Genomic DNA, 25,391 nt, shown 5'->3' with positions numbered 1-25,391 from the left:
CACTGAATGTCGGGTGAACGCGCTCCGCGGATCGGGGTCATGGGTGGGACGTTCGATCCCATTCATCACGGTCACCTCGTCGCAGCCAGCGAGGTCGCCCAGAGCTTCGGGCTCGATGAGGTGATCTTCGTGCCGACGGGGATGCCGTGGCACAAGCAGGAGGTCACGGAGACCGAACATCGGTATCTGATGACGGTCATCGCGACGGCTGCCAATCCGCAGTTCACCGTGAGCCGAGTCGATATCGACCGGGTCGGGATCACCTACACGATCGACACGCTGCGTGATCTCAAGGCCCAGCGGCCCGGCGCCGAGCTGTTCTTCATCTCCGGTGCCGACGCCGTGGCGCAGATTCTCAGTTGGAGGGACCATGATGAGTTGTGGGACCTCGCGCATTTCGTCGCGGTGTCACGGCCCGGCCACGTTCTGAGCACGGAAGGGCTGCCCACCAAAGACGTCAGCCAGCTCGAGATCCCTGCACTGGCGATCTCGTCGACCGACTGCCGGGACCGGGTGCGCCGCGGACACCCCGTGTGGTACCTCGTCCCCGACGGGGTCGTCCAGTACATCGCAAAGCACCACCTCTATCGGAGCAATGCATGACCACATCAGACCAGCCCGAGACGTCTCCGCTGACCCGCCGTCGCATCCGCGAGATCCGGGCGACCGGCGCCCATCCGATCATCCGGCCCTCCGTCGAGGAGGAGCCGGCGGACGCCGACATCGAGACGCCGACCCCCGAACCCACCGCCCCCGCGCCCACTCCACTTCCACGCGCTGCCGAGCCGGCTGCGGTGTCTCCCGCTCCTGTGCCCGATGCGTCGGTCGACCTGGGGATGGTCGCGCTCACGCGCCGTCAGGCGCGCGCTCAGGAGCGTATCCGCACTGCATCCGTCCCCGTGATCCACGCCGACGCCGTACCGTCCGCCTCGGCGTCCGCGGTGCCCTCCGCCACTGAGGTGCCCGTTGCCGCGGATGTGGAGGAACTGCTGGCTTCCCCGTCGCAAGACCGCGACGACGTGCCCGTGACGCCGGAGAACAGCGCCGAGCACTCCGCCGACGTGGAACTGCTCGAGGCGGAGCTGCAGGACGCGGAGCCGCACGACGCGGAGACGCACGACGCGGAGCCGCACGACGCGGAGCCGCGCGAGGCGGAGCCGCGCGAGGCGGAGCCGGTGGAGGACGCGCCGCAGGACTCCCAGGCCGGGCCGCTCGAGGGCCTGGTCGCGCCGGCCGCCGACCGCGCACCCGTCGCCCCGCCCCTCGTGCACCCCGAGCTGGGCTCCGACCTCCTCGCCGGCCAGGTACCCGCGGTCTCCATTCCGCCGTCTTTCGACCAACTCATCGCCCGGGGCAGCTCGGGGACGGGGTCGGTGGCGACCCCGAACGCCCTGATCCTGTCGCAGACCCCGACCGCGGCACCGATGTCGCCCATCTCCTCGACCGGCGAGGTGCTCATCACCGGGTCGTTCGACCTGCCCGCAGGACTCGGGTCGGTCGGCCACGCGCACGGCACGACCGACGGCAAAGACCTCGACGCGGCGCTGATCGACGGCGAGCTGCCGCCGGCATCGTCGCCCACCCCGATCGCGGCGAGTGCCGCGATCAGTACCGCCCGCCACTCCGGCGAGGAGATCATCCGCCCCCCGGCGCCCGAGAAGGGCAACAAGCTCATGCTGGCGCTCGTGATCACCGCCGGCGTCCTCGCCCTTGCCCTTGTCGGCGTTCTCATCTTCGCCGTGACGACCGGAGTCTTCTGATGGCCGCCACCGATATCTCCCGCGTGATGCTCGACGTCGCCGCGCATGCCGCCGATGCAAAGGGCGGCGAGGATCTCGTCGCGCTGGATGTGTCGGAACCACTTCCGCTCGTCGACATCTTCCTCATCGCCACCGGACGCAACGAACGCAATGTCGCCGCGATCGCCGACGAGATCGAGGCGAAGCTCCTCGAAGCGGGGCACAAGCGCCTGCGCCGTGAGGGACGCGCCGAGTCCCGCTGGATCCTGCTGGACTTCGGCGATCTCGTCGTGCACGTCTTCCACGAGCAGGAGCGCGTCTACTACGGGCTCGAGCGACTCTGGAAGGACTGCCCGCCGGTCCCGATCGACCTGCCCACGCACGCCGAGTAGCGCGCGTCGGCCGGAGTCACTGCAGGCAGAACTCGTTGCCCTCGGGGTCGCGCAGCTGCCAGTACCGCTCGGGCCACGGACCCCAGTCCTGCTCGACGAGGCGCACCACCTCGGCCCCCAGCGCGACGAGTCGATCCTTCTCGGCGTCCAGTACGTCGGGGGCGATCGGATGATGTCCATCCGGCCGGTCGGCGGTGACGTCGATGTGGAGACGGTTGCGCTGCGTCTTGGGCCCGTCCGCGTGATGGAAGAACATGCGGGGGCCGTTGCCCGTGGGGTCTTCCGCCAGACCGCGGTGGGAAAGATCCTCTTCGGTCAGGCCGTTGGTGAGCAGCGTGTCCCGCAGGTCACCGTCGAACTCGACAGGGGGGTACCCGAACACGCCCGACCAGAAGCGCGCGAGCGCGGGCGGGTCATCGGCGTAGATCACAATGTTTCCGAGCGACGGCATGACGGTTCCCTTCGTTGCGAGCACGATATCCGCCGCCTCCGACACCCGCCCCAGTTCGAGGGTGTGCGGGGAATGTAGTAGTCTTGCGTGGTTGCCTCATGAGGCAGCATCCGGGCCTGTGGCGCAGCTGGTAGCGCACCTGCATGGCATGCAGGGGGTCAGGGGTTCGAGTCCCCTCAGGTCCACCGAAGTCTCTTGTGAGGCAGAACGTCCTCGCTCCCGGTCTGGGAAGCGAGGACGTTTTTCTTCCTCTGGAGACGTCTCCGCACCTCGCCATTCGGCGCACGGTGTCCGTGGGTCTTTCGGCCTTAGTGACGTGGTCTTCAGCGCCGTACGGTGGCCGCACAACGTGAGACCGACGAGCTCACACCGGAGGGCCACATGTGCACAGGAGCGAACTACACCACTCGGGATCACTACTTCGGGCGCAATCTCGATCTGGAGTTCTCCTACAACGAGACGGTCACCGTGACGCCGCGGAACTTCCCCTTCGAATTCCGTAAAGCGGCCGCACTCCCGACCCACCACGCGATCATCGGGATGGCCACCATCGCGGACGGGTACCCGCTGTACTACGACGCGACGAACGAGAAGGGCCTGAGCATGGCCGGGCTGAACTTCCCGGACAACGCCGACTACAAACCCGAGGCGCAGGACAAGACCAACATCACCCCGTTCGAGTTCATCCCGTGGATCCTCGGGCAGTTCGAGACCGTCGACGAGGTGAAGACGGCTCTGGCCGGGCTGAGCCTCGTGGAGATCAATTTCAGCGAGACCTTCCCGCTGTCGCCCCTGCACTGGATCATCTCCGACCGCAATCGGTCCCTCACGGTGGAAAGCGTCAAGGAGGGCCTGAAGGTGTACGACAACCCCATCGGCGTCCTCACCAACAACCCCACGTTCGACATCCAGTCGTTCAACCTCAACAACTTCATGCACCTGTCCAAGAACCCGCCGGAGGCGCACTTCTCCGACGAACTGGAGTTCGATGTCTACAGCCGGGGAATGGGAGCGATCGGCCTGCCCGGCGACCTGTCGTCGTCGTCGCGTTTCGTCAAGGCCGCCTTCACGAAGCTGAATTCGGTCTCGGGGGATTCCGAGTCGGAATCGATCAGCCAGTTCTTCCAGATCCTGGGATCCGTCGCCCAGCAGCGAGGATGCGTCGAGGTGTCGCCCGGCAAATTCGAGATCACCATCTACTCCTCGTGCTGCAACACCGACCAGGGGATCTACTACTACACGACGTACGAGAACAGCCAGGTCACCGGCGTCGACATGCACCAGGAAGACCTCGACGGCAGCACGCTCGCCGATTACCCCCTCGTCAAGGGCCAGCAGATCCGCATGGCGAACTGACGGCCGGGCTCAGGCACCTGCGGGCTGACTTCGCCGCCGCGACCCGATGACGAACGCGAGCGCGAGGATCGCCGCCCCCAATGCGGCAAGCGGGATGGCAAGACGTCCGATCCCGAGCGCCGCGGCACCGACGATGGGTGCGAGCGCGATACCGAGATACATCGCCGTCGAGTACCAGGAGAGGGTGACCCCCGCCTCGGCGGGATTGGCGACCACCAGGAGATCCTGGATGCCGACCTGGGGACTCATCGCGACGACTCCCCAGATCGCGTAGATGAGGATCGCCCCGGGGAGGAAGGTGGTCGAGGTCTCGAGCACCACGTACACCACCGCCATCCCGAGAAGACCGATGATTGTGGCCCGTCGTCCGCCGATCCGGTCGACCATGCGTCCCCCGAGCCACGTGCCGAGGAGACTGGCGAGGCCGAAGGCGAGCAACGCGGCGGCCAGCAGGCTGTGCGAGGGTCCGAGAACCGGTGCCAGCACCTCCGCACTGAAGACGTACAGGACGTTGAACGAGAGCGTGACGCACACCATGGCCAGGAGCACGAGGAGGATACGGCGGTCGGCGAGCACAGCCAAGCGGGCGCGCAGCGTCGCCCCCACCGCATCCGGGATACGCGTCAGGGTGAGCCCGATCACGACGGCGAGGACGACGGCGAGCCCCGCAATGATTCCCAGTGCGGTGCGCCATCCGACGGCGCTGGCGAGAGCCGCCCCGAGAGGCGACCCGAACGCGATCGCGCCCGAGAACCCGAACGTCACGATGGCGATCGCCGCGCCGCGGTGGCGGGGGTCGACGAGCGCGGGGGCGGCCGCCGTCGCCGGCGGAACGAGCGCGGCCCCGCCCAGCGCCGCGACGATGCGCCCCGCGATGAAGATCTCGACGGTGCCCGCGACGGCCGTGATCGTGATGCCGATCGCCACGAGGGCCATCCCACCTGTGAGCAGTGCGCGTCGCGGCACACGCGCGAGGAAGGTCGCGACGATCGGTGCCGCAACGGCCACGACGGCGGCGTACCAGGTGATCGCGGTCGACACCACGGCCGTCGTCGCGCCGAAGGAGCGCGCGAGGTCGGGCAGGACGCCGGCGATCACGAAGGCGTTGGTGCCGACGGCGAACATCGCTCCCGCGAGAACCCAGAGCCGCACGAGGACCGACACAGGGATTCGCGACCCCGGGTACGATTGTTCGATGGGTGTCATACGGACAGCTTAGGGAAGAGTTCGACATCTATGAAACGATCGGAGTGACGAAATGCCGGAGTACCCCGTACCGGACATGACAGACGTCAGCATGGAGGGCGTGCTGAAGGCGCTCGGTGACCCGACCCGGCTCGCCATCGTCCGAATGCTGGCCGACGGCGACCCGCGCCCGAAGTCCGAGGTATGGGAAGCGTTCGCGACCTCGAAAGCCACCTGCGCGCACCACTTCAAGACCCTGCGCGAAGCCGGCCTCGTCGCCTACGAGGTACATGGCCGCACGCACGACATCCGGCTGCGCAAGCGCGAGCTCGAGCAGCGGTTCCCCGGGTTGGTCGACGCGGTGACAGATGCGGTGGGGGCCGACCGAGTCGGCTGGTCCGCGTGATCCGAGTCCTCCTCGCACCGTTCGCAGCGGCCGCGGTGCTGCTGGCCGCTGCCGGGCCGGGCGGGAATCCCGCGACCGATGACCTATCGCCCACCCCGGCGACCGGCGGAGAGGTACGCGTCGTCGCCGCGCCGCTCGACGACTCGGCGGCCGACGCGCGGGCCGCCGCCCGCGTTGCGACGATGACGCTGCGCGAGAAGGCCGCGAGCGTCGTGATGGGCCACGTTCCGACCACCGATCCCGCCACGGCGGCCGCCTATCGCGGCGACAACGGGCTCGGCGCTTTCATCCTGATGGGTGCGAACGTCCCCGAGAACGAGGACGAGCTGCGCGCCCTGACCGCCGCCCTCACCCCCGAGCCGGCCTTCCCGACGCTGATCGCGATCGACCAGGAGGGCGGCGACGTGTCACGGCTCCCATGGGATGGCTTCCCCGCCGCTCGCACACTGAAGGATGTCTCGCCCGACGCCGCGCGCGACGCGTTCGCCGCCCGCGCAGCACTCGTGGATCGTGCCGGCATCTCGGTGAACTTCGGCATCGTGGCCGACGTGACCCCCGACCGCTCGATGTTCATCTTCCGCCGGGCGTTGGGGGCCGACCCCGCCGGCTCTGCCGAGCGAGTCGTCGCGGCCCTGACCGGCGAGGGGAGCCAGGCCGCGTCGACGCTGAAGCACTTCCCGGGCCACGGGGCCGCCCCGGGGGACTCGCACGCCGGGATTCCGGAAACGGACGAGACGCTCCAAGAGTGGCGCGCGAGCGATGCGGTGCCGTTCGCTGCGGGGATCGACGCGGGCGCCCCGCTGCTGATGTACGGACACCTCCGGTACACGGCCGTGGACTCCGTGCCGGCATCCCTGTCGCCCGAGTGGCACCGGATCGCCCGCGAGGAGCTGGGCTTCACGGGCGTCTCCGTCACGGACGACCTCGGGATGCTGCAGGCCTCGGGGGAACCCGGATTCGCCGATCCGGTTGCCAACGCCGTGGCGGCCCTGGCCGCCGGCAACGACCTCGTGCTGTCTGTGATGTTCACCACTGCGGACTCCGCGTCGCAGATCGTCGACGGAATCGTCGCGGCGGTGGAATCCGGGACGCTCCCCGCGGGCCGGCTGGACGAGGCGGCGACCCGCGTGGCGGCCCTCCGCCTCGAGCGTGCCGATGCGGGCGGGGGCTTCGTGCCCTGCCCGGCGTGCGACCCCGCGGGCTGATCAGCCCACGACCGCGAGGAGGCGTTCCCGCAGACCCGCCGCCCGTGCGGCGAAGCCGCGCTGCTGCCGCACGTACTCGGCCTTGCCATCGGGGGTCTCGATGGCGACCGGCGTGTACCCCCACGCGGTCAGATCGTAGGGGGAGGCGCGCATGTCCAGTTGCCGGATCTCGCGCGCGAGGGTGAAGCAGTCCAGAAGGAGCTCCCCGGGCACGAGGGGGCCGAGCTTGACCGCCCATCGGTACACATCCATCCCGGCGTGCAGGCACGCCGGCTGCTCGAACGATGCCTGGTGATCCCGGGAGAGCGCGTCGCGGTTGCGCGGCACGGCGTCCGGTGTGAAGAAGCGGAAGGCGTCGAAGTGCGTGCAGCGCAGGTCGTGCGACTCCACGACCTCGTCCGTACCGGCGGCACCCAGGCGCAGGGGAGCGGGATGGCGCACCTCGCTCGTGCGGTAGAGCATCGCCCACTCGTGGAGTCCGAAGCATCCGTACACCGGCGCCCGTCCCGCAGTCGAGCGCAGGAGGCCTTGGATGCCGCGAAGGAGCGATGCCCGCTCGGTGCGGAGGAGCTCGGCGTCGACCACTGCGCTGCCCGGTTCGTCCCCGGCCCGGTACCAGCGCCACGTGGTGCGCTCGGTGGCATCGCGCAGCTGGACGCCCGCCCCCGGGTGCCAGCGGCGCAGGAGCGCCGGCCGGTACGAGTAGTACGTGAAGAGGAAGTCATCGACCGGATGCGTCTCACCCCGGGCGGCCCGTTCGCGGCGACCGGCCGTCAACGCGTCGGCGCGCTCGGCATGCGCGCGTGCGCGCTCGTGCCACTCCTCGGCGTGGAGGACGGGGGGAGGAGCGAGGTCGACGGACACGTTCCGAGGATAGGCGAGGGTCACTCGTCGACGGGTTCGATGAGCTCCGGGCCGTTGTTGCGGACGTTGCCCACAGCCTTCGATACGACATGGTCTTCCAGTGCGTCGGCGACGGCGGGAGCCGCGTCGATCGCCGCATCCAGCACGTCACGGACGTTGTCGGTGGACGGGTCGAGCCACGCGTCGGCGTGATCGGGGTCCATGAACAGCGGCATGCGGTCGTGGATCGAGCCGAGGCGGCCGATCGAATCCCGTGTGAGGATCGTGAAGCTCAGCATCCATCGGTCGGGGTCGTCGTCGGGCAGGGCCGGGTTCTTCCACCACTCGTACAAGCCCGCGAAGAACATCGGAGAGCCCTCGGCGGGATGAATGAAGTGCGGCACCTTGCCCGACTCGGTGGCCTTCCACTCGTAGTAGCCGGACGCCGGGATCACGGCGCGACGCTTCTCCAGTGCCCGACGGAACATCGGCTTGTCCTCGAGTTCTTCGCTCCGGGCGTTGAATGCCCGCGCGCCGACCTTCGGGTCTTTCGCCCATCCGGGCACCAGCCCCCATCGCGCGGGCTCCAGGCGGCGGGTGGGTGGCTCGGTCTTGGCGGAATCCAGCACGATCGCCGCGGTGTCCGTCGGGGCGATGTTGTAGGAGGGTGCGGGCAGGTTCTCGGCCTCGACATCCACCCGGAGCACCCCGACGAGCTCGGAACCGACGTTGGCCACGACGAATCGACCGCACATGCCTCCACCGTACGCGGTGGCGCGACCTCAGGCGTGCGGGTCGCTCGAGATGATTCCCACGTCTTCGAGGCGCTCGAGGAGTCCGGCCCCGTCCGATTCGGTCACCCACGGGACGTTCGCCGCCGAGTGGTCGTCGACGACGGTCCGGCCACCGGCGAGGACGGCTTCGGCGGGGGAGAGGCGGCGGATGGCGACGGCGGCGACCGAGCCGGAGTTCTCGCTGGCGAACTTCGTATAGATCTCGTCGTCGTGCTGTCCGTCATCGCCCACCAGCAGCCAGCGGATCTGCGGGAACTCGGCCGCGAGGCGCTGCAGATTCGAGGCCTTGTGGTCGCGGCCGCTCCGGAACCAGCGGTCGTGCGTGGGGCCCCAGTCGGTGAGGAGGATCGACCCCGGCGGGAACAGGTGCCGGCGGAGGAAGCGGATGAGGGTGGGCGCCACGTTCCACGCTCCGGTGGAGAGGTAGAGCATCGGCGCGCCGGGGTTGTCCCGCGTCAGCCGTTCCAGCAGCACCGCCATCCCGGGCACGGGCTGGCGCGCGTGCTCGTCGACGACGAAGGAGTTCCAGGCCGCGAGCAGCGGTCGCGGGAGGGCGGTCACCATGACGGTGTCGTCGACGTCGGAGACCACGCCGAAGCGCACGTCGGAGGCCACGATGAACACGCGCGTCTCGGCGGGTTCGCTGCCCTCCACCGACATCGTCAGCGTCTGCCAGCCCGGGTCAAGACGTGCCGGCACGACGGTGTCGATGACGCCGCCCCGGTCGGCGACAACCTCGTGCGTGGTGCCCTGCACCGTGATGCGCACCTGCGCGTAACCGACGGGAACGGAGACGAAACTGCGCCAGCCCCGCACGCTCGCGTACTCCCCGGTGGCGTCTTTGCGCATCGGCGGGGCGATCAGCACGCGACCGAGCACGCGCACCCAGTCCTCGCCTCCGTAGCCGGGGAAACCGGCGACCTGCGGGCGCAGCCCTCGCCCCCGCGAGCGCCGTTCACGCCAGGCGTGCAGGCGGCGCTCCAGTCGGGCGAGCCAGAGGACCTTGGTGCGTTGCGGTTCGGCGGAGGACATTCCGTTCAGTGTTCCACGTCTTCGGGCTCGGATGCGTCCAGGTGGCGCCGCTCGACCTTCTCGATGAGCTTCTTGCCGACGAATACCAGCACGAGGAAGACGACGATGACGCCGACGAAGATGTAGCCCGCGAAGTGGATCCGGTCGGCCAGTTCGCGGTACGTGCCCGCGGCCAGCGCGGCCACGGTGATGTAGAGCGTGGCCCACACGACGCACGCCGGGGCGGTCCACGCGAGGAAGCGCCGATAGCTGTACCCGCTCATGCCCACCGTGAGCGGCACGAGGGAGTGCAGTACCGGGAGGAAGCGGGACAGGAAGATCGCCGGCCCCCCGCGCCGCCGTAGGTAGCGCTCCGAGCGCTGCCAGTTTCGCTCACCGATGCGCCTGCCCAACCGGGACGTACGGATGCGCGGCCCCAGGAACCGACCGAGGCCGAACCCGATGCTCTCCCCGACGAGCGCGCCGACCACCACCGAGATGCCGAGGGCGACAGCCTCCCACGGGGACGAGATCGCGGTGCCGGCGACGATGACGACCGTGTCACCCGGGACGATGAGCCCGACCAGCACGCTGGTTTCGAGGAGGATCGCCAGCCCTGCCACGAGCGTGCGGAGAACCGGATCGACGCCCTGAACCGCATTCAGCAGGTCCGTGAGGATCTCGTTCACGGGACAGAGCCTAGAGGCGCCCGCCCCCTCTAGCCTGGGAGCGTGCCGCCGTCTTCCGTCGCCGTCGTGCTGCCGCGGTGGGGGGACCCCGCGGCGGTGTTCGGGCTGCTCGCCGCTTCCCACCCGCACGTGTTCTGGCTCGACGCCGGACCGGAGGCGCAGGAGGGCTGGAGCTGGGTCGGGTTCGGTGTCCCCGAGGCCGATCCCGCCCGGGTGCGTGCCGTGGAGACGACGCAGCATGCCGAGCGCTCCGAAGCCGGCCCATTCCGTGGCGGGTGGGTCGGCTGGCTCGGTTACGAGCCCGGCGCGGCATCGGCGGGCGCGCCGGTGCACGCGGCGGACGAACCGGTACCCGCCGAACTGTGGCTCCGCGTGGACGAGGTCGTCGCGTTCGACCACGCGGCCCGGCGCACGTGGGTGATCGCGCCACCGGACCGGGCGGACGCTCTCGCGGCGCGGGTGGGCGCCGCGGTCGATGTCTCCTCGGCACCGGCCTCGGGACCGGAGAGGCGAACGGCGACGGCGCGGCACACCGCCCCGCAGTACGCCGAGCTCATCGACACGTGCCGTGACAGCATCCGCGAGGGAGACGCGTATCAGCTGTGCCTCACGACACGGTTCACCGTCACCGGCGCCGTCGACCCGCTCACTGGAGAGGGGCGTCTGCGCATGGCTGCCCCCTCCCATCAAGGGGGGCTCGTGCGTTCCGGCGCCGTGGCACTGGCCAGTCCCACCCCCGAGCGGTTCCTCGAGATCTCCGGCGGCACTGTCCGCACGCATCCGATCAAGGGCACCCGTCCGCGCGACGCCGATCCGGGGGTGGACCGCCGGCTCGTGGCGGAACTCCGGAACGACCCGAAGGAGCGCGCCGAGAACGTCATGATCGTCGACCTGATGCGCAACGATCTCTCACGGGTGTGCCGGCCGGGGAGCGTGGTCGTGGAGCGGTTGCTGGAGGTGGAGTCCTACCCGGCCGTCCACCAGCTGGTCAGTTCGATCGCGGGAACCCTGGAGCCCGGCACCACGGTCGGTGCCGTGCTGGATGCGACGTTCCCCGCCGGGAGCATGACCGGGGCGCCCAAGCTGTCGGCGATGACGATCCTGCATTCGCTGGAGGGCGCCCCCCGCGGGGTGTTCGCGGGATGCTTCGGGTGGGTGGGCGACGACGGAGCCGCCGATCTGGCAATGGTGATCCGCAGCGTCGTCACGCACCCCGGTGGTGCGTACGTCGGTGCGGGAGGCGGAATCACCTGGGGATCACGAGTGGATGCGGAAGTGGCCGAGGTCGCCCTCAAAGCCCGCGCACCGCTGGCCGCTCTGGGTGCGGAGCTGCCCCCCGACTGGGCGCGGCAGGGGTCCGGTAATCTGGGAGTGGCGCTCGCGAGGCGCCTTCCGACGCTCCAGATTGGCTCCTCCGTGTCCCAGACCACCACGCCTTCCACCGCCGCCGACAGCGGTGGATTCGATCCGCACGCGATCCAGCGGAAGTGGCAGGATCTCTGGGCCGAACGCGACCCGTTCCGCGCAGGGGGAGAGGACGATTCACGCCCACGCAAGTACGTGCTGGCGATGTTCCCGTACCCGTCGGGCGACCTCCACATGGGCCACGCCGAGAACTACCTGTACTCCGATATCGTCGCGCGGTTCTGGCGGCACCGCGGGTACAACGTCCTGAACCCCATCGGGTGGGACTCGTTCGGTCTGCCGGCCGAGAACGCCGCCATCCAGCGCGGCGCCGACCCGGTGAAGTGGACCTACGCCAACATCGCGCAGCAGAAGCAGAGCCTCCACGACTACGGGGTCTCCTTCGACTGGAGCCGCGTGCTGCACACCAGCGACCCGGAGTACTACCGCTGGAACCAGTGGCTGTTCCTCAAGCTCTACGAGCGAGGCCTGGCCTACCGAAAGGAGAGCCCGGTCAACTGGTGCCCCTTCGACCAGACGGTGCTCGCCAACGAGCAGGTCGTGGACGGACGCTGCGAGCGATGCGGCAACGAGGTCATCAAGAAGAAGCTCACGCAGTGGTACCTGAAGATCACCGACTACGCCGACCGGCTGCTGGATGACCTGAACCAGCTCGAGGGGTTCTGGCCGCAGAAGGTCATCCAGATGCAGCGCAACTGGATCGGCCGTTCCATCGGTGCCGACATCGAGTTCGAGATCGAGGGGCGCCCCGGCACGGTCTCGGTGTTCTCCACCCGCCCCGACACGCTCTACGGCGCGACCTTTTTCGTCGTGGCTCCCGACTCCGACCTCGCCGCCGAGCTGGTGGCGGATGCCTCGCCCGAGGCGCGGATGCGCTTCCAGGACTACCTGGACGGCGTCCGCAAGATCACCGACATCGACCGGCAGTCCAGCGACCGGCCCAAGACCGGTGTCTTCCTCGAGCGCTACGCGATCAACCCCGTCAACGGCGAGCGGCTGCCGATCTGGGCGGCGGACTACGTCCTCGCCGACTACGGGCACGGAGCGGTCATGGCCGTTCCCGCGCACGATCAGCGCGACCTCGACTTCGCCCGGGCCTTCGATCTGCCGGTGCGGGTCGTCGTCGACACCACGGCGCCGGTGACCGGCGCGATCCCGGTGATCGAGGTGGACGAGGACGGCGTGCCGATCGACCCGCTGCAGGGTCAGTTGGACGAGCTGGATCCGCGGCGGACGGGTGTGGCACTCACCGGCGAGGGGCGGATGATCAATTCCGGTCCGCTGGACGGGCTGTCCAAGCGCACCGCGATCGCCCGGGTCATCGACATCCTCCAGGCCAGCGGCCGCGGCCGTGCGGCCAAGACCTACCGCCTGCGCGACTGGCTCATCTCGCGCCAACGCTTCTGGGGCACGCCCATCCCGATGGTGCACGGCGAGGATGGCCGCATCATGCCGGTGCCCGAGGATCAACTGCCCGTTCGCCTGCCGGACGTCGAGGGCCTCGATCTGACGCCGAAGGGCACCTCGCCCCTGGGCGCGGCCACGGGCTGGGTCGAGACCGTCGACCCGGAGACCGGTGCACCCGCGCGACGCGACCCCGACACGATGGACACCTTCGTGGATTCGTCGTGGTACTACATGCGTTTCCTGTCACCGGGAGATGAGACCCAGCCGTTCTCCAGCCGCGAGGCCGACAAGTGGGGACCGGTCGACTTCTACATCGGCGGCGTCGAGCACGCGATCCTGCACCTGCTGTACGCGCGGTTCATCACCAAGGCCATGTTCGACATGGGCATGGTGGAGTTCACGGAGCCCTTCTCGAACCTCATCAACCAGGGCATGGTGATCCTGGGCGGGACCAAGATGTCCAAGAGCAAGGGCAACCTCGTGCTCTTCCAGGAGGAGCTCGACACCCACGGCGCCGACGCGCTGCGGGTCGCCCTGGCCTTTGCCGGCCCGGTGGAGGATGACAAGGACTGGGACGACGTGTCCACGACGGGGGCTGCGAAGTTCCTCGCCCGGGCGATGCGCGTCGCGAACGACGTCGACAGCAGCCCCGACGTCGTGTGGGCCGAGGGTGACGCATCCCTGCGCCGCGTGACGCATCGCCTCCTCGCCGACGCCCCCGGGCTGGTCGAGCAGACCAAGTTCAACGTCGTCGTCGCGCGCCTGATGGAGCTGGTCAACGCCACCCGCAAGGCGATCGACTCCGGGGCCGGTGCAAGCGATCCGGCGGTGCGGGAAGCGGCGGAGGTGACGGCCATGGTGCTCGACCTCTTCGCGCCCCACACGGCGGAGGAGATGTGGGCCGTGCTCGGCTACGAGCCGTTCGTCGGACTCGTGCCGTGGCGGTCGGCTGACCCCACCCTCCTCGTCGAGGAGACCGTCACCGCGATCGTGCAGGTGGACGGCAAGGTACGCGCCACCCTCGAGGTTCCGGCCCGGATCGATGCCGCAGCCCTGGAGGAGCTCGCTCGCTCCGACGTCAAGGTTCAGCGGGCTCTCGGCGACCGGGATGTCGTCCGGGCGGTCGTGAGGCCGCCGAAGGTCGTGAGCTTCTCCACGAAGTAGCCTCCTCCCCACCCGTCGTGCGGGAAGGCCCATCCACGGGACGCCGGAACGGGCCGCGGCCGCGGGGCCGCGCCGCCTAGCGTGGCGCGGGTGGCTTCGGAATCCGAGGGAACCCGCGCCCGCCGCCGGATCGGGGCGGGCGCGGTCGTCGTGCTCGTTCTCGGTGCGTTCGCCCTCACGGTGGCCATCGGCATCCTTCGTGGATCGCCCGGCGCCGCCGAGACCGTGACCTCCGCGCCGGCGCCTTCCCCGGCTACCGCGCCGCCGACGAAGGTCTACGTGCACGTGGCCGGGGCGGTCGCGGCGCCGGGCCTGTACGCGCTGCCCTCCGACGCGCGGGCGGTGGATGCCGTGGCCGCCGCGGGCGGTTTCGCGGCCGACGCGGACCGGGGCGCCGTGAACCTCGCCCGCACCGTGGCGGACGGGGAGCAGATCGTCGTGCCCGTCGTGGGAGCTGCCCCGCCATCGTCCGGGGCAGGGAGCAGCGGCCAACCGTCGGGCGAGGGCGTCGTGGATCTCAACTCCGCGGATGCAGCGGCGTTGGAGGAGTTGCCCGGCATCGGGCCGGCACTGGCCGAGCGCATCCTGGCCTGGCGGGAGGAGAACGGGCGCTTCGCGAGCATCGAGGATCTGCTCGCGGTGCCGGGCATCGGTGAGAAGCTCCTGGCCGGGATGCGCGATCAGGTGCGCGTGTGAACGCGTCGCGACGCGGGCTTCGACTGGTTCCCGTGGCGGCGACGGCGTGGGCGGCGGCCGCGGTCGCCGTTCTGCTGCCCGATTCGGCCGGTGCGGCCGCCGTGGCCTGCTGGTTCCTCGCCGTGGTCGCCGTCGCCGTCGCGGTGGTGCTTCGGCGCCCGCGGAGGTGGTTGGCCGTCGTGGCGGTCTGTTTCGCCGTCGCCGGGGGAGCGTGCGCGCACGTGGCCGGGGTGCAGCCCGCGCGTGAGGCGACGGGTGTCGTGGCGGGGCCCGGGGGTCGGTTCGTCGAGGTGGAGGCCACCGTGACCGGCCGCCTGGACCCCGGGCCCTCGGGCGACGTCTGGTTCGACGCCACGGCCCACCTCCTCCGTTCCGGCGCGCGAAGTGTCGCCGGCCATCTGCCCGTCCGCATCGGCGTCGCCGCCGACGACCGCGACGCCGCCACGCGCGGCGTGGATCTGGGCGCCCGCATCCGCGTGTCCGGTGCAGCGCTGACTCCCGACCCCGGAGACCGGGAGGTCGTGGTCGTCCGGGTCTCCTCGGGTATCGACGTCATCAGTGCCCCGACGGGTGTCTGGGAGCTGCTGTGGCGCCTGCGATCGGAGTTCGCGGCATCCGCTGCTCGCCTTCCCGGTCCGGGAGCCGCACTCATCCCCGGGCTCGCGGTGGGCGACACCGCGGCGGTGGGGACGGCGCTGGATGACGCGATGACCGACGCCTCGCTGTCACACCTCACCGCCGTCTCGGGCGCCAACTGTGCCATCGTCGTCGGGCTCGCGTTCGGGTGCGCGGCTCTCTGCGGTGCGCGGCGGGGAGTCCGCGTGGCGGTGGGGATGGGTGCTCTGACACTGTTCGTCCTCCTGGTCACCCCCGAGCCGAGCGTCGTGCGCGCCGCTGCGATGGCGTCGATCGCGATGCTGGCGCTGGCGCTCGGCCGCGCAGGTTCGGGAATCGCCGTTCTCAGCATCGCCGTCGCGGTCCTCCTGCTCCTGGATCCGTGGCTGGCGCTGGCGTGGGGGTTCGCGCTGTCGGTGGCGGCGACGGCGTCGCTGCTCGTCCTCGCCGGTCCGCTCGCGATGGCGCTGGGGCGAAGGATCCCACGTCCGCTGGCGCTGGCCGTCGCGGTGCCGCTGGCTGCGCAACTGGCCTGCGCCCCGCTCCTGATCCTCCTCGACCCGCACGTGCCGGTCCTCGGCGTGGTCGCCAACATGCTGGCAGGACCTGCCGCTCCGATGGCGACGGTGGTGGGGCTCTTCGCCTGCCTGGCTGCACCCTTTCCTGTCCTGCAGGAGGGCCTCGTCGCTCTCGCGTGGATCCCGGCGTCGTGGATCGCCGGCGTGGCCGAGACGATGGCGGGCATTCCCGCGCAGAGAGCACCGTGGCTGGAGGGACCCCTCGGGGTCGCGACGCTCGCGGTGCTGTGTGCCGCGGTCACCGCCGTCATCCTCATTCCGCGCGACGACGTCCGCCGGTGGCTCGTGCTCCGATCCGCCGGATTCCTCGTGGTCGCCGTCGCAGGCGGGCTCGCTGCGGGCCAGGCGGCGCTGGTGAGCGTCGCGGCGCCGTGGACGGTGCCGGTGGGCTGGCAGGTCGCGATGTGCGACGTCGGTCAGGGCGATGCCGTCCTGATGCGCTCGGCCGGCGCGGTCGCGCTCGTCGACACCGGACCCGACCCGGAGCCGTTGCAGACCTGCCTGGAGCGATTCGCCGTATCGCGCGTCGACCTGCTGATCCTGACGCACTTCGATGCCGATCACTCCGGGGGAGTCGAGGCACTGCTCGGACGGGTGGAAACCGTCTGGCACGGGCCGCCGGATGCCGACGGCGCGCGGACGCTGGCGGCACTGGAGGAGAGCGGAGCGTCGCGACGGCAGGTGTCCGCCGGTGACCACGGGTCGTTCGGCGACGCGGAAGTGCGCGTGCTCTGGCCCGCCGCATCCGTTCGTGAGCCCGGCAACGACGCGAGCGTCGCCATGGATGTGGGCGGCGGGGGCCTGCCACGCAGTCTCCTCCTGGGAGACCTGTCGGAAGAGCCCCAGACGCGGATGCGCGGCGCGGCTCCGTTGAGCGGGTATGACATCGTGAAGGTCGCCCACCACGGGAGCGCCGACCAGGACCCGGCGCTGTACGACGCCGCCGGTGCGCACGTCGCCCTCATCCCCGTCGGACGGGGCAACGACTACGGCCACCCCCGCGAGACGCTGCTGGACATCCTTCGGGCGGAGGGCACGCGCATCGCGCGATCGGACACCGACGGAGCGGTCGCGGTGTGGCGGGAGGGGGAGGCGCTGCGACTGTGGCGCGAGCGCAGCGTCTCACCCGCTGGTTAGGCTGGAGACATGGCCCCGACACCCCGCCGCAGCGCGCCGGCGAAGACGCGCTCGGCGATTCCGCAGGTGTCGTGGCGTGATCCGCAGCCGGCACCGATCGTGCTCGTTTCGGGCCCGGAGGAAGTGTGCGCGGAGCGCGCGATCGCCGGTATCCGCGAGTACTTGAGGGCGGAGGACCCGAGCCTCGAAGTCAGCGATGTGCGCGCCGACGATTACGTCGCGGGAACACTTCTGGGAGTCAGCTCCCCGTCCCTGTTCGGTGAGCCGCGCCTGGTTCGCATCTCGGGCGTCGAACGCTGCTCCGACGTGTTCCTCGCCGAGGCCATCTCCTACCTCTCCCAGGTGCAGGAGGGGGCGACGGTCGTGCTGCGGCACACCGGTGCCAGCGTCCGCGGTAAGAAGCTCCTGGACGCCGTCCGCGCGGGTCAGGGTGGTGGCATCGAGATCGCGTGCCCGGCGATCAAGCGCGACTCCGACCGGTACGACTTCGCGGCGGGGGAGTTCTCCGCCGCACGCAAGCGGATCGCTCCCACGGCGCTGCGCGCGCTCGTCTCCGCGTTCGCGGATGATCTGACCGAGCTGGGCTCGGCCTGCCAGCAGCTCATCTCCGACGTTCCGGGCGACATCGACGACCGCATCGTCGAGCGCTACTACGGCGGCCGGGTGGAGACCTCGGCGTTCACCGTCGCCGACTTCGCCATCGCCGGGCGCTACGGCGATGCGCTGCTGGCCTTGCGCCATGCGCTCGCCTCCGGCGCCGATCCGGTGCCGCTCGTGGCCGCGGTGGCGATGAAGCTGCGGACGATGGCACGCGTCGCCGGCAACCGAGAGCCGTCCGGGGCTCTCGCTGCCCGGCTGGGGATGAAGGACTGGCAGGTGGACCGGGCGCGGCGCGACCTCGTCGGATGGTCGCAGGTGACGCTGGGGATGGCGATTCAGGCCACCGCCCGTGCCGATGCCGAGGTGAAGGGCGCCTCGCGCGACCCGATCTTCGCGCTCGAGCGGATGATCACCGTCATCGCGACCCGCGCCCCGTTCGCCGCCTGACAAGCGAGCCGGGGTACGCCGAAGGCCCGCCCCGCGAACGGGACGGGCCTTCGAAACGGTCTTAGAGAGCCGCGACCTGCTTGGCGATGGCCGACTTGCGGTTCGCCGCCTGGTTCTCGTGGATGACGCCCTTGCTCACAGCCTTGTCGAGCCGCTTGGTCGCCGTTGCGAGTGCCTTCTCCGCGGCGGCCTTGTCGCCAGCGGCGATGGCCTCGCGGGTGCGGCGCACCTCGGTTTTCAGCTGGCTCTTGACAGCCTTGTTGCGCGCACGGGCCTTTTCGTTGGTCTTGTTGCGCTTGATCTGCGACTTGATATTCGCCACGGTCGACGTCTTTCGTTCGGAGTGATCTGGTCAATGCCACGTGACAGTAGAGGGGTGCCACGCGGCGGTCGTGAGGGGTGGGACCCACACGCAAGCCAATCACCGAGTCTATCAGTCTTGCTCTATGGTCGTGATCGCCAGGTTGAGGAGGGCGTTGAACACCTCCGGACGCATGGCCGAAACCAGGTGCGTCGTGCGGGGGACGACGACGAGTTCGGCCTGAGGCGCGACCTTGCGGAAGAGCCGCTCGTTGATCCGCAACTGGTCGTACTGGCCGTTGACGAACCACAGCGGTACGCGGATGCGCTGGAGCGCTGCGAGCAGGTCGAGCACGGACAAGCTGGCCATGGCGCTGTCCTGGGCGTCGAACGCGTAACCGCCCGCGCCGAAGTCGCCGGCGGTCTCGGCGGGAAGGGTCTTCTGCAGCATGTACTGCGTGATCCGCAGCCCTCGGCCGGGGAGGGCGTCGAAGCCGCGGGCCAGCGCCCGGTAGGTGGCCAGACCGATGCCGCGGGGGATGGCGGTGCAGGATGCCGCGATGAAGCCGTCGATCGGAGGCGTGTCCTGGGCCCCGGCGTACTCGATGCAGAGGAGTCCGCCCATCGAATGCCCCACCAGCAGGACGGGGCCATCCGTGGCGGCGGCGCGGACGGCGGCGTCGATCGTCTCGAACGCCCCGTCGAGGGTGAACGTCTCGGCCATCCTCGAGCCGTGACCGGGGAGGTCCACGGCTGTCGCAGGAGTACCGCGCTCTTCGAGGTAGGCGACCTGCGCGCGCCACATGGTCGCCGATGTCCGGATCCCGTGCACGAACACCACGTGGACCGACATGCCTCCACGATACGACGCGGCCCCGGCCTCTCCGCACGGGAGACCGGGGCCGCCTTGCACGCGTCAGCGCGACGCGGCGGTCCGGCGCCGGAGGACGAACGCCAGGCCGCCGGCCACCAGCAGGAACCCGCCCGCCAGGGCGACACCCCACGGCAGTTCCGCACCGGTGACCGCGAGGGCGCCGGATCGGAGGACGGTGACGCCGACCTGGATGGGGTCGAGTCCGGCTGTCGTGATGACCAGGCGGTGCGCGCCGAGGTCGAAGTCGGCGGGGATCGCGATCGAGAACGACGTGACGCCGGAGGCGTCGGCCGCGGGGATGCCGGTGACGACGATCGGGTCGCTGAACAGGGTCGCGGCGATCTGCTGCCCGGGGTCGAGGTCGCTGACGGTGACCCGCAGCACGCCGCCCTGTTCGACGCGACCGCCGTTGCTGAGCGTGACATCGGCCCAGTCGCGGCCGGTCTGCTGGCCCCCCGCCGGCGGGGTGCCGCCGGGGTCGACGGGCGTCGGCGGCGTCCCCGGGTTCTGACCCGGGTTGCCGACGGGGGACACGATCGCGCGACCGAGGGGCGCCGGGTCGACCACGTCGAACGCTTCGAAGTACGCCAGCGTCGCGTCGAGGTCGACCTGACCGGTGTCGGTGCGGTCGGTGCCCTCGGCGAAGGTGGTGAATCCGTCGCCGCCGTTGGCGAGGAACGAGTTCGTCACGACCGTGAAGGTATCTGTCGGAGCGATCGCCTCACCCTGATAGCTCATCGAGACCACCCGCCCGCTCCGCGGTGCGGCCTGCCCGGGAGGCGGGGCATCCTCGACGTACTCGTAGCTGAACCCGTCCGAGACCCCCAGGTGCAGCTTGGGCCGGTCGCCGGTCGCCTTCCACTGCTGCTGCAGGATCTCCTGGATCTGCGCGCCGGTGAGGGTGACCGTCACCAGGGTGTTGGCGAAGGGTTGTACGAGGGCCGCTTCCTTGTAGGTGACGATGCCGTCCTCGCCGCGGAGCAGGTCCGCTCGCAGGCCGCCCGGATTCATCAACGCGATCTGGGCCGGGGTGCCCGCGAACTGCGGGTTGTCACTGGTGGCCCACAGGTACACGTCGGCGACCCAGTTCCCCATCGACGACTCCACCCCGCGGTCATCACCGGGCTTGGCGCCGCCGCGGAGGATGTCGCCACTGATCTCCCCGACCGGCACGGCCCCGCGCACGTCGGCTTCGGCGACGTACGCGTCAACCGTCGCCTGGATGTCCGCGTCGGCGGGGTACCGGCCCTTCAACGGGAACGTGCTCCCATCGATGGAGACCATTTCGTCGCGGACCCGGTCGTAGGCGATGTCGAGCTTGCCCATCGCCTTGCCGTACTCGGCCGCTTGAATCACCGGACGAGTCTGACCGTCGGTGCCATCGACGGGCACGTCGCACGCGTAGGTCTGGTGCGTGTGCGCCGACACGATCGCGTCGATCTCCGCCGACGCGCCGGTCGCCAGCGCCCCGAACCCGGCCTGATCGGCGGCGAGGGCCGCGCAGTCGCCGGAGGTCGCGGCGCCGGAGTGGGTCAACAGCACGATGACGTCCACATCATCCCGCGCTGCCAGTGCGGCGGCGACCCGGTTGGCCGCTTCCAGTTGGTCCCCGAACTCGATGGTCGCGACCCCGGCGGGGTCGACCATCGTCGCCGTGTCCGGTGTCACCGTCCCGATGAACGCGACGCCCACACCGTCCTGCTCCTTGATCACGTACTCGGGAAGCACCGGGTCGGTGGTGCCCTTCGCGTACACGTTCGCGCCCAGTCCGTAGGCCTCACCGAGTGCACGCTGCCCGGCGGTGACATTCGCCGGGTCGGTGTTCCCGCCGAACCGCGGGAGCACACGGTTCACGAGGTCATCGAACCCCCGGTCGAACTCGTGATTACCCACCGCGCTCACGTCCAGCCCCGATGCCACCAGGGTGTCGATCGTGGGGTTGTCGTCCTGAATCAGCGACGTGAACGTCGATGCCCCGATGTTGTCACCGGACGACACGAACAAGGTGTTCGGATTCTCCGCCTCGTGCGCCTTCACGGCCCCGGCGATCACCGCAGCACCCGCCTCGTCACCGGACGGGTTCGCCTCCAGGCGACCATGGAAGTCGTTGATCGTCAGGATGTCGATCTCGACCGGTGCTTCCTGGGCGGCGAGGCCGACCGTGACCGGGTCGTGGTCCGATGAGCGGTGCGGGCCGGGCTCGTGGAAGAGGCTGCCGTGGTTGTTGTAGCGGCTGTACTCCAGCGCGACCGACTCGCCCGAGTTGATGTTCCAGATGTCGGCGCCGGTGGCGCGTGCGAGCGCCGCGTCGTTCAGCAGAACGTGGTCGAGTGAGCCCGAGAGTCCCTGGAACGAGTAGCTCGACTCGCCGAGGTCGAAGGCAGCCTCCGCGTCGGTGTAGCCCCCCGCGTAGAGCACCTGCAGCGGGTCCTCCTGGCCGTAGGAGTTGAAGTCTCCCGCCAGCACGACGGAGGCGGTGTCGCCCTGGATGTCGGTGACCCAGTCTCGCAGCGCGGTCGCCTGCGCCACGCGGGAAGCGTTCGATGCCCCCTGTCCATCACCGCTGTCCTCGTCGCCGGGGAGCGGTCCGGCCGATCCCTTGGACTTGAAGTGGTTCACGACGAACAGGAACGGGTCGCCTCCGGCGAGGGGCTCGAAGACCTGACCGATCGGCTCGCGCGCGTTGCCGAACGCCTCGTCGCTCTCGCTCAGGGTGCCCAGGGCGCGCGACGGTCCGACGGGTTCGACGAGCGCCGGCTGGTAGATGATCGCGTTGGTGATGAGGTCCTGCTCCGTGACGGGCGGCAGCTCCTCCGAGGATCGGACGTAGTCCCACGTGCCTGCTCCGGCCGCGTCGTTCAGCGCGTCCACCAGCGATGCCGTGGCCTCGTCGGGCGTCTCACCGAGCGCCGCGGAGTTCTCGATCTCCATCAGCCCGACGACGGAGGCGTCGAGGGTCGTGATGGCCGAGACGATCTTGTCCTGCTGACGCTCCAAGTCCGCCGCATCCCACGCGCCGCGCTGCAGGCATCCCTCGTCCACGTTGTTGCCGTTGCCGGTGCGGTCTATGAATGGTTCGCACGACGGGTCACTGTCGCCGAGCGTCGTGAAGTAGTTCAGGACGTTGAAGGATGCGACGCTCACAGCGCCGCCCACGCGGGCGGGGGCCGCCGTACGGGGATTCGAGAATTCCACACCGTCGCCGTCGCCCGAGCCGTCGCCGACCAGCGCGCGCGGGGGGTTGAGCTTCCACGCGCCATTGCGCCAGTCGACGATGACGGGTTCGGCGAAGCGCGCCGCACCGCCGACGACCACCGGCTCCGTCAGAGACACGTAGGGCGGGGTCAGCCCGCTGTTCGCGGCGCTCAGGAAGTTGGTCGACGCACCGTCGTCGAGAGCCACCGCGCGCGCAGCATTGTCGGCTGCGATCGCCGCCGCCTCGTCGCTGCCCGGGGTCGCGGCATCCGTCGGCTGGCGCAGCGGTTCGTCGCCCGCTGCGAGTCCGACTTCGCCGTACTGGTTGGTCGTGAAGGTGTTCGTGACGGTGAAGGCGCCCAGCGGCTGCACGAGCATCGACTCGAGCGCCTCCCGCTGGGCGTCATCGGTGGGCCACCCCACCGTGGCGGGCACAGGGCCGCCGGCGCCGGCGATGACCTGCGCGTTGCCGGGCCCGACGGTCAGCTCCGTCAGGCCGTTGAATTCGCTGACCACTCCGGTCACGCGGACGGTCTGCCCGAGCGCGACCTCCGAGACCGCCTGCGGCGCGAACACGAACACCGCGGTGGACGCGGTGTGCGTGGCGAGATCCAGCGCGCCGCCGGTGCCGGGGGTCTGGATCACGTAGCCGTTGAAACCGCCCGTGGGGTAGTGCGCCGTCACAACACCCTCGGTCGTCACGGTCTGACCCCCGAGCGGACTCGACGGTCCTGTGCCCTGGATGCCGGCGATCGTCACGACCGCCGGGTCCGTCGGCGTGGGCTCAGGTGCGGGTTCGGTGGGTGTGGGGTCCGGGGTCGGCTCGGGGCTGGGTGCGGCGGCCCCCTGCGAGTTCCGCGGGGTGGGGGTGCCCGCGGTGAAGTCCGCCGCGTTGACGGCGGTGTTGGTGTGCGCCGCATCCCGCGAGACGCTCGTCGTGTTCGTCGTCCCCGGCGCGGGGGTGCCCGCCGCGGGAGTGGCGTTCGATCCCCACGCGACGTAGTCGACGACGTTCGCCGCATCCGGGCCGCTGACCGCCGTGGTGTCGGACGCGAGGGCCACCTTGCCCGCGGTGCCCCCGAGCGCCAGCGACCCGGTGGCGTCCGGGGTGGGCAGGGGAGTGGTTCCGCCATCGCCCGCAGCGAGTTGAACGAGGAAGTGGCCGCCTGCGGCGATGGTGCCCGTCAGCGGGAACTGCTGGGAGAACGCGCCCGTGGCGGAGGCGTACTGCAGCGTCCAGCCCGTCAGCGCGGCCGGTGCGTCGCTGACGTTGACCAGCTCGACGAAGTCGTGGGTCAGGGTGGCGCCGTTGTTGCCGCCACCGCCGTACACCTCGTTGATGACGACCGGGGCATCCGGGCTCACTGCGGCCGAGGCGGGGACGCCGAGACCGACCGCGCCGAGCGACAGCGCGCCGACGAGCGTGGCCGAGAGCAGGGAGCGGATCGTCCCCCTCCGGTGGGAGTCACGCAGAACCGGGACCGAGGGATGCGTCGTCACAGACTCTTCTCCGAGATTCTGAGCGCACGCGAGCATCGCGATGCGCCCGGGGTGGGCACCGTGGGGAGGTCGGGGGGACCTGCCTCCGATCATAGGGACGGCCGCGGACACCGGGTTTCCGGGGTGTGAACAGTCCGTTCCCGGCATCGAAAGGATGCTCGTCGGCGGGTTGCCCGCGCCTGGGTTCGGAGATGGGCGGCGCCCCCTACGATGGCGGCATGCCGCACGTCTCCGCGCACATCGACGATATGCCGGGGTCGGGCGTACGCCGGATTCTGGAGATCGCGCTGCGGCGGCCTGGGACGATCATCCTGTCCGTCGGCGAGCCCGGGGAGGCCGTCGCGGAGCGGATCCGCGCGGCCGGCGCGCAGGCGTGGACGGATGGTGCGACCCGCTACACGCCCAACGGCGGCATCCGGCCGCTCCGCGAGGCGATCGTCGCGAAGCTCGCACGCGAGAACGGCCTGGATGTCGACGTCGAGCAGGTCTGGGTCACGGTCGGTGGAACGCAGGCGCTGCACCAGGCGATGACGCTCGTCCTCGCGGCCGGGGACGAGGTTCTCCTTCCCGATCCGGGTTACACCACCTTCACGATGAGCGCCCACATGCTGCAGGCGCGACCCGTACCCTACCGGTTGGAAGCCGCGCGGGGCTTCGCCCCCGACCCCGACGCGCTCAAGCGGCTGGTCACGCCCCGCACCCGGGCGATCGTGATCAATTCGCCCTCGAACCCGCTCGGGGTGACCTACGCGCCTGAGCTCATCGCCGACCTCGTCGCGTTCGCCAGCCGGCACGACCTGTGGCTCATCAGCGACGAGGTGTACGAGCGATTCACGTGGGGATCACCGCACGCCAGCGCGGCGACCTTCGACACCGACGGGCGCGTGCTCACGGTGTTCTCGACGTCGAAGACCTACGCCATGACCGGCGCGAGGGTCGGATGGCTTGTCACTCCGCCCGAGATGACCGAGGTGATGCTGCGCGTGCAGGAGGCGGCGATCAGCTGCGTCAACACCGCCGCGCAGTACGCGGCGCTGGCGGCGCTCTCCGGGCCGCAGGACGGCGTCGAGGAGGCCGGCGCGCACTACGCGGAAAACCTCCGAGCCGCCACAGCCGTGCTCGACGAGCGCGGATTCACGTATCTCGAGCCCAGCGGCGCCTTCTACCTCTGGATCGACATGTCCCACGCGACCGAGGGGAACGTCGCTGCGTGGTGCGAACGATTCCTCGACGAGCGTGGCGTCGCCGTCGCGCCGGGGTCGGCCTTCGGAGCATCCGGGGAGGGCTGGATCCGCGTGTGCGTCGCGAGCGACCGCGAGGAGCTCGTCGAGGGCGTCCGGCGTCTGCCCATGCCTGCCGCCGCGCGCCCGTAGAATCAAGGG

20 protein-coding genes, 1 tRNA gene and 1 pseudogene are annotated in these 25,391 nt (G+C 70.2%); 13 read left to right on the top strand and 9 right to left on the bottom strand.

Annotated features, from left to right (window positions below):
* Positions 1–6 precede the first annotated feature (6 nt).
* The 3 genes from nadD to rsfS are packed head-to-tail and all read left to right on the top strand — an operon-like array spanning position 7 to position 2,131.
* Positions 7–603: a nicotinate-nucleotide adenylyltransferase gene (nadD, locus tag AC2DFQ_RS03975; protein ID WP_484509129.1), complete on the top strand. Its 597-nt coding sequence runs from the start codon at positions 7–9 to the stop codon at positions 601–603.
* Positions 600–1,760 (top strand): hypothetical protein, encoded by a 1,161-nt coding sequence (locus tag AC2DFQ_RS03970; RefSeq protein ID WP_484533004.1) that lies wholly within the window; start codon positions 600–602, stop codon positions 1,758–1,760. The genes nadD and AC2DFQ_RS03970 overlap by 4 nt, the downstream gene beginning before the upstream one ends.
* On the top strand, positions 1,760–2,131 hold the full coding sequence (rsfS, locus tag AC2DFQ_RS03965) for a ribosome silencing factor (RefSeq protein ID WP_484509131.1): 372 nt from the start codon (positions 1,760–1,762) through the stop codon (positions 2,129–2,131). Before AC2DFQ_RS03970 ends, rsfS begins: the two co-directional genes overlap by 1 nt.
* Before the next feature lie 16 nt (positions 2,132–2,147).
* Here the strand turns inward: rsfS and AC2DFQ_RS03960 are convergent, their stop codons facing one another.
* Positions 2,148–2,582, bottom strand: coding sequence for a VOC family protein (locus AC2DFQ_RS03960; RefSeq protein ID WP_484533003.1), 435 nt, complete (start codon positions 2,580–2,582; stop codon positions 2,148–2,150).
* 112 nt (positions 2,583–2,694) lie between these two features.
* On the opposite strand from AC2DFQ_RS03960, the gene AC2DFQ_RS03955 reads away from it, so the two are divergent.
* Both AC2DFQ_RS03955 and bsh read left to right on the top strand, forming a co-directional pair.
* Positions 2,695–2,767: transfer RNA gene (locus tag AC2DFQ_RS03955), tRNA-Ala, on the top strand.
* A gap of 151 nt (positions 2,768–2,918) precedes the next feature.
* Positions 2,919–3,938, top strand: a complete 1,020-nt coding sequence (bsh, locus tag AC2DFQ_RS03950; RefSeq protein WP_484533002.1) for a choloylglycine hydrolase — start codon at positions 2,919–2,921, stop codon at positions 3,936–3,938.
* A gap of 9 nt (positions 3,939–3,947) precedes the next feature.
* Here the strand turns inward: bsh and AC2DFQ_RS03945 are convergent, their stop codons facing one another.
* A complete protein-coding gene (locus tag AC2DFQ_RS03945; protein WP_484533001.1) occupies positions 3,948–5,144 on the bottom strand; it encodes an MFS transporter in 1,197 nt (398 codons plus the stop codon).
* A gap of 76 nt (positions 5,145–5,220) precedes the next feature.
* Between AC2DFQ_RS03945 and AC2DFQ_RS03940 the strand changes: the two genes are divergently transcribed.
* Together AC2DFQ_RS03940 and AC2DFQ_RS03935 are read left to right on the top strand one after the other, a co-directional pair.
* Positions 5,221–5,529: an ArsR/SmtB family transcription factor gene (locus AC2DFQ_RS03940; protein ID WP_484509142.1), complete on the top strand. Its 309-nt coding sequence runs from the start codon at positions 5,221–5,223 to the stop codon at positions 5,527–5,529.
* Complete coding sequence (locus AC2DFQ_RS03935) at positions 5,526–6,734, top strand: glycoside hydrolase family 3 N-terminal domain-containing protein (RefSeq protein ID WP_484533000.1); 1,209 nt, start codon at positions 5,526–5,528, stop codon at positions 6,732–6,734. The genes AC2DFQ_RS03940 and AC2DFQ_RS03935 overlap by 4 nt, the downstream gene beginning before the upstream one ends.
* Here AC2DFQ_RS03935 and AC2DFQ_RS03930 read toward each other — a convergent pair whose 3' ends face one another.
* From AC2DFQ_RS03930 to AC2DFQ_RS03915, 4 genes are read right to left on the bottom strand one after another with little or no spacing between them, the layout of a single operon-like run.
* Positions 6,735–7,598, bottom strand: a complete 864-nt coding sequence (locus AC2DFQ_RS03930; RefSeq protein WP_484509144.1) for a 3-methyladenine DNA glycosylase — start codon at positions 7,596–7,598, stop codon at positions 6,735–6,737.
* Positions 7,599–7,618: 20 nt separating this feature from the next.
* A complete protein-coding gene (locus AC2DFQ_RS03925; protein ID WP_484532999.1) occupies positions 7,619–8,332 on the bottom strand; it encodes an SOS response-associated peptidase in 714 nt (237 codons plus the stop codon).
* 27 nt (positions 8,333–8,359) lie between these two features.
* Positions 8,360–9,403 carry an App1 family protein phosphatidate phosphatase gene (locus AC2DFQ_RS03920; RefSeq protein WP_484509146.1) on the bottom strand — a complete coding sequence of 348 codons (1,044 nt, stop codon included), beginning with the start codon at positions 9,401–9,403 and terminating at the stop codon, positions 8,360–8,362.
* A gap of 5 nt (positions 9,404–9,408) precedes the next feature.
* Positions 9,409–10,071: a DedA family protein gene (locus AC2DFQ_RS03915; RefSeq protein WP_484532998.1), complete on the bottom strand. Its 663-nt coding sequence runs from the start codon at positions 10,069–10,071 to the stop codon at positions 9,409–9,411.
* 42 nt (positions 10,072–10,113) lie between these two features.
* On the opposite strand from AC2DFQ_RS03915, the pseudogene AC2DFQ_RS03910 reads away from it, so the two are divergent.
* The 5 genes and pseudogenes from AC2DFQ_RS03910 to holA all read left to right on the top strand — a co-directional run.
* Positions 10,114–11,355: pseudogene (locus AC2DFQ_RS03910) on the top strand (anthranilate synthase component I family protein); the annotation flags it as partial.
* A 132-nt stretch (positions 11,356–11,487) separates the two neighbouring features.
* Positions 11,488–14,067, top strand: a complete 2,580-nt coding sequence (gene leuS, locus AC2DFQ_RS03905; protein WP_484509989.1) for a leucine--tRNA ligase — start codon at positions 11,488–11,490, stop codon at positions 14,065–14,067.
* Positions 14,068–14,157: 90 nt separating this feature from the next.
* On the top strand, positions 14,158–14,763 hold the full coding sequence (locus AC2DFQ_RS03900) for a ComEA family DNA-binding protein (protein ID WP_484532997.1): 606 nt from the start codon (positions 14,158–14,160) through the stop codon (positions 14,761–14,763).
* 32 nt (positions 14,764–14,795) lie between these two features.
* A complete protein-coding gene (locus AC2DFQ_RS03895) occupies positions 14,796–17,093 on the top strand; it encodes a ComEC/Rec2 family competence protein (RefSeq protein ID WP_484532996.1) in 2,298 nt (765 codons plus the stop codon).
* A gap of 9 nt (positions 17,094–17,102) precedes the next feature.
* On the top strand, positions 17,103–18,140 hold the full coding sequence (holA, locus tag AC2DFQ_RS03890) for a DNA polymerase III subunit delta (protein WP_484509150.1): 1,038 nt from the start codon (positions 17,103–17,105) through the stop codon (positions 18,138–18,140).
* 61 nt (positions 18,141–18,201) lie between these two features.
* Here the strand turns inward: holA and rpsT are convergent, their stop codons facing one another.
* From rpsT to AC2DFQ_RS03875, 3 genes are all read right to left on the bottom strand, one after another.
* The gene (gene rpsT, locus AC2DFQ_RS03885) at positions 18,202–18,462 is read right to left on the bottom strand and encodes a 30S ribosomal protein S20 (protein ID WP_484509151.1); all 261 of its coding nucleotides are present in this window, start codon (positions 18,460–18,462) and stop codon (positions 18,202–18,204) included.
* 111 nt (positions 18,463–18,573) lie between these two features.
* Positions 18,574–19,293: an alpha/beta fold hydrolase gene (locus AC2DFQ_RS03880; RefSeq protein ID WP_484532995.1), complete on the bottom strand. Its 720-nt coding sequence runs from the start codon at positions 19,291–19,293 to the stop codon at positions 18,574–18,576.
* A gap of 63 nt (positions 19,294–19,356) precedes the next feature.
* On the bottom strand, positions 19,357–24,009 hold the full coding sequence (locus AC2DFQ_RS03875; RefSeq protein WP_484532994.1) for an ExeM/NucH family extracellular endonuclease: 4,653 nt from the start codon (positions 24,007–24,009) through the stop codon (positions 19,357–19,359).
* Between the two features lie 218 nt (positions 24,010–24,227).
* On the opposite strand from AC2DFQ_RS03875, the gene AC2DFQ_RS03870 reads away from it, so the two are divergent.
* Complete coding sequence (locus AC2DFQ_RS03870) at positions 24,228–25,382, top strand: pyridoxal phosphate-dependent aminotransferase (RefSeq protein ID WP_484532993.1); 1,155 nt, start codon at positions 24,228–24,230, stop codon at positions 25,380–25,382.
* Positions 25,383–25,391: the final 9 nt, after the last annotated feature.

The organism is Microbacterium sp. Z11_20 (genome assembly GCF_057197605.1).
The sequence above is the reverse complement of the archived record's forward strand: the minus strand, read 5'-3'. Positions and strand labels throughout refer to the sequence as shown.

Bases quoted from the DNA above. Each gene is read 5' to 3' on its own strand.
- nadD (WP_484509129.1), top strand. From the start codon at position 7: ATGTCGGGTGAACGCGCTCCGCGGATCGGGGTCATGGGTGGGACGTTC.
- AC2DFQ_RS03970 (WP_484533004.1), top strand. From the start codon at position 600: ATGACCACATCAGACCAGCCCGAGACGTCTCCGCTGACCCGCCGTCGC.
- rsfS (WP_484509131.1), top strand. From the start codon at position 1,760: ATGGCCGCCACCGATATCTCCCGCGTGATGCTCGACGTCGCCGCGCAT.
- AC2DFQ_RS03960 (WP_484533003.1), bottom strand. From the start codon at position 2,582: ATGCCGTCGCTCGGAAACATTGTGATCTACGCCGATGACCCGCCCGCG.
- AC2DFQ_RS03945 (WP_484533001.1), bottom strand. From the start codon at position 5,144: ATGACACCCATCGAACAATCGTACCCGGGGTCGCGAATCCCTGTGTCG.
- AC2DFQ_RS03940 (WP_484509142.1), top strand. From the start codon at position 5,221: ATGACAGACGTCAGCATGGAGGGCGTGCTGAAGGCGCTCGGTGACCCG.
- AC2DFQ_RS03925 (WP_484532999.1), bottom strand. From the start codon at position 8,332: ATGTGCGGTCGATTCGTCGTGGCCAACGTCGGTTCCGAGCTCGTCGGG.
- AC2DFQ_RS03920 (WP_484509146.1), bottom strand. From the start codon at position 9,403: ATGTCCTCCGCCGAACCGCAACGCACCAAGGTCCTCTGGCTCGCCCGA.
- holA (WP_484509150.1), top strand. From the start codon at position 17,103: ATGGCCCCGACACCCCGCCGCAGCGCGCCGGCGAAGACGCGCTCGGCG.
- AC2DFQ_RS03880 (WP_484532995.1), bottom strand. From the start codon at position 19,293: ATGTCGGTCCACGTGGTGTTCGTGCACGGGATCCGGACATCGGCGACC.
- AC2DFQ_RS03870 (WP_484532993.1), top strand. From the start codon at position 24,228: ATGCCGCACGTCTCCGCGCACATCGACGATATGCCGGGGTCGGGCGTA.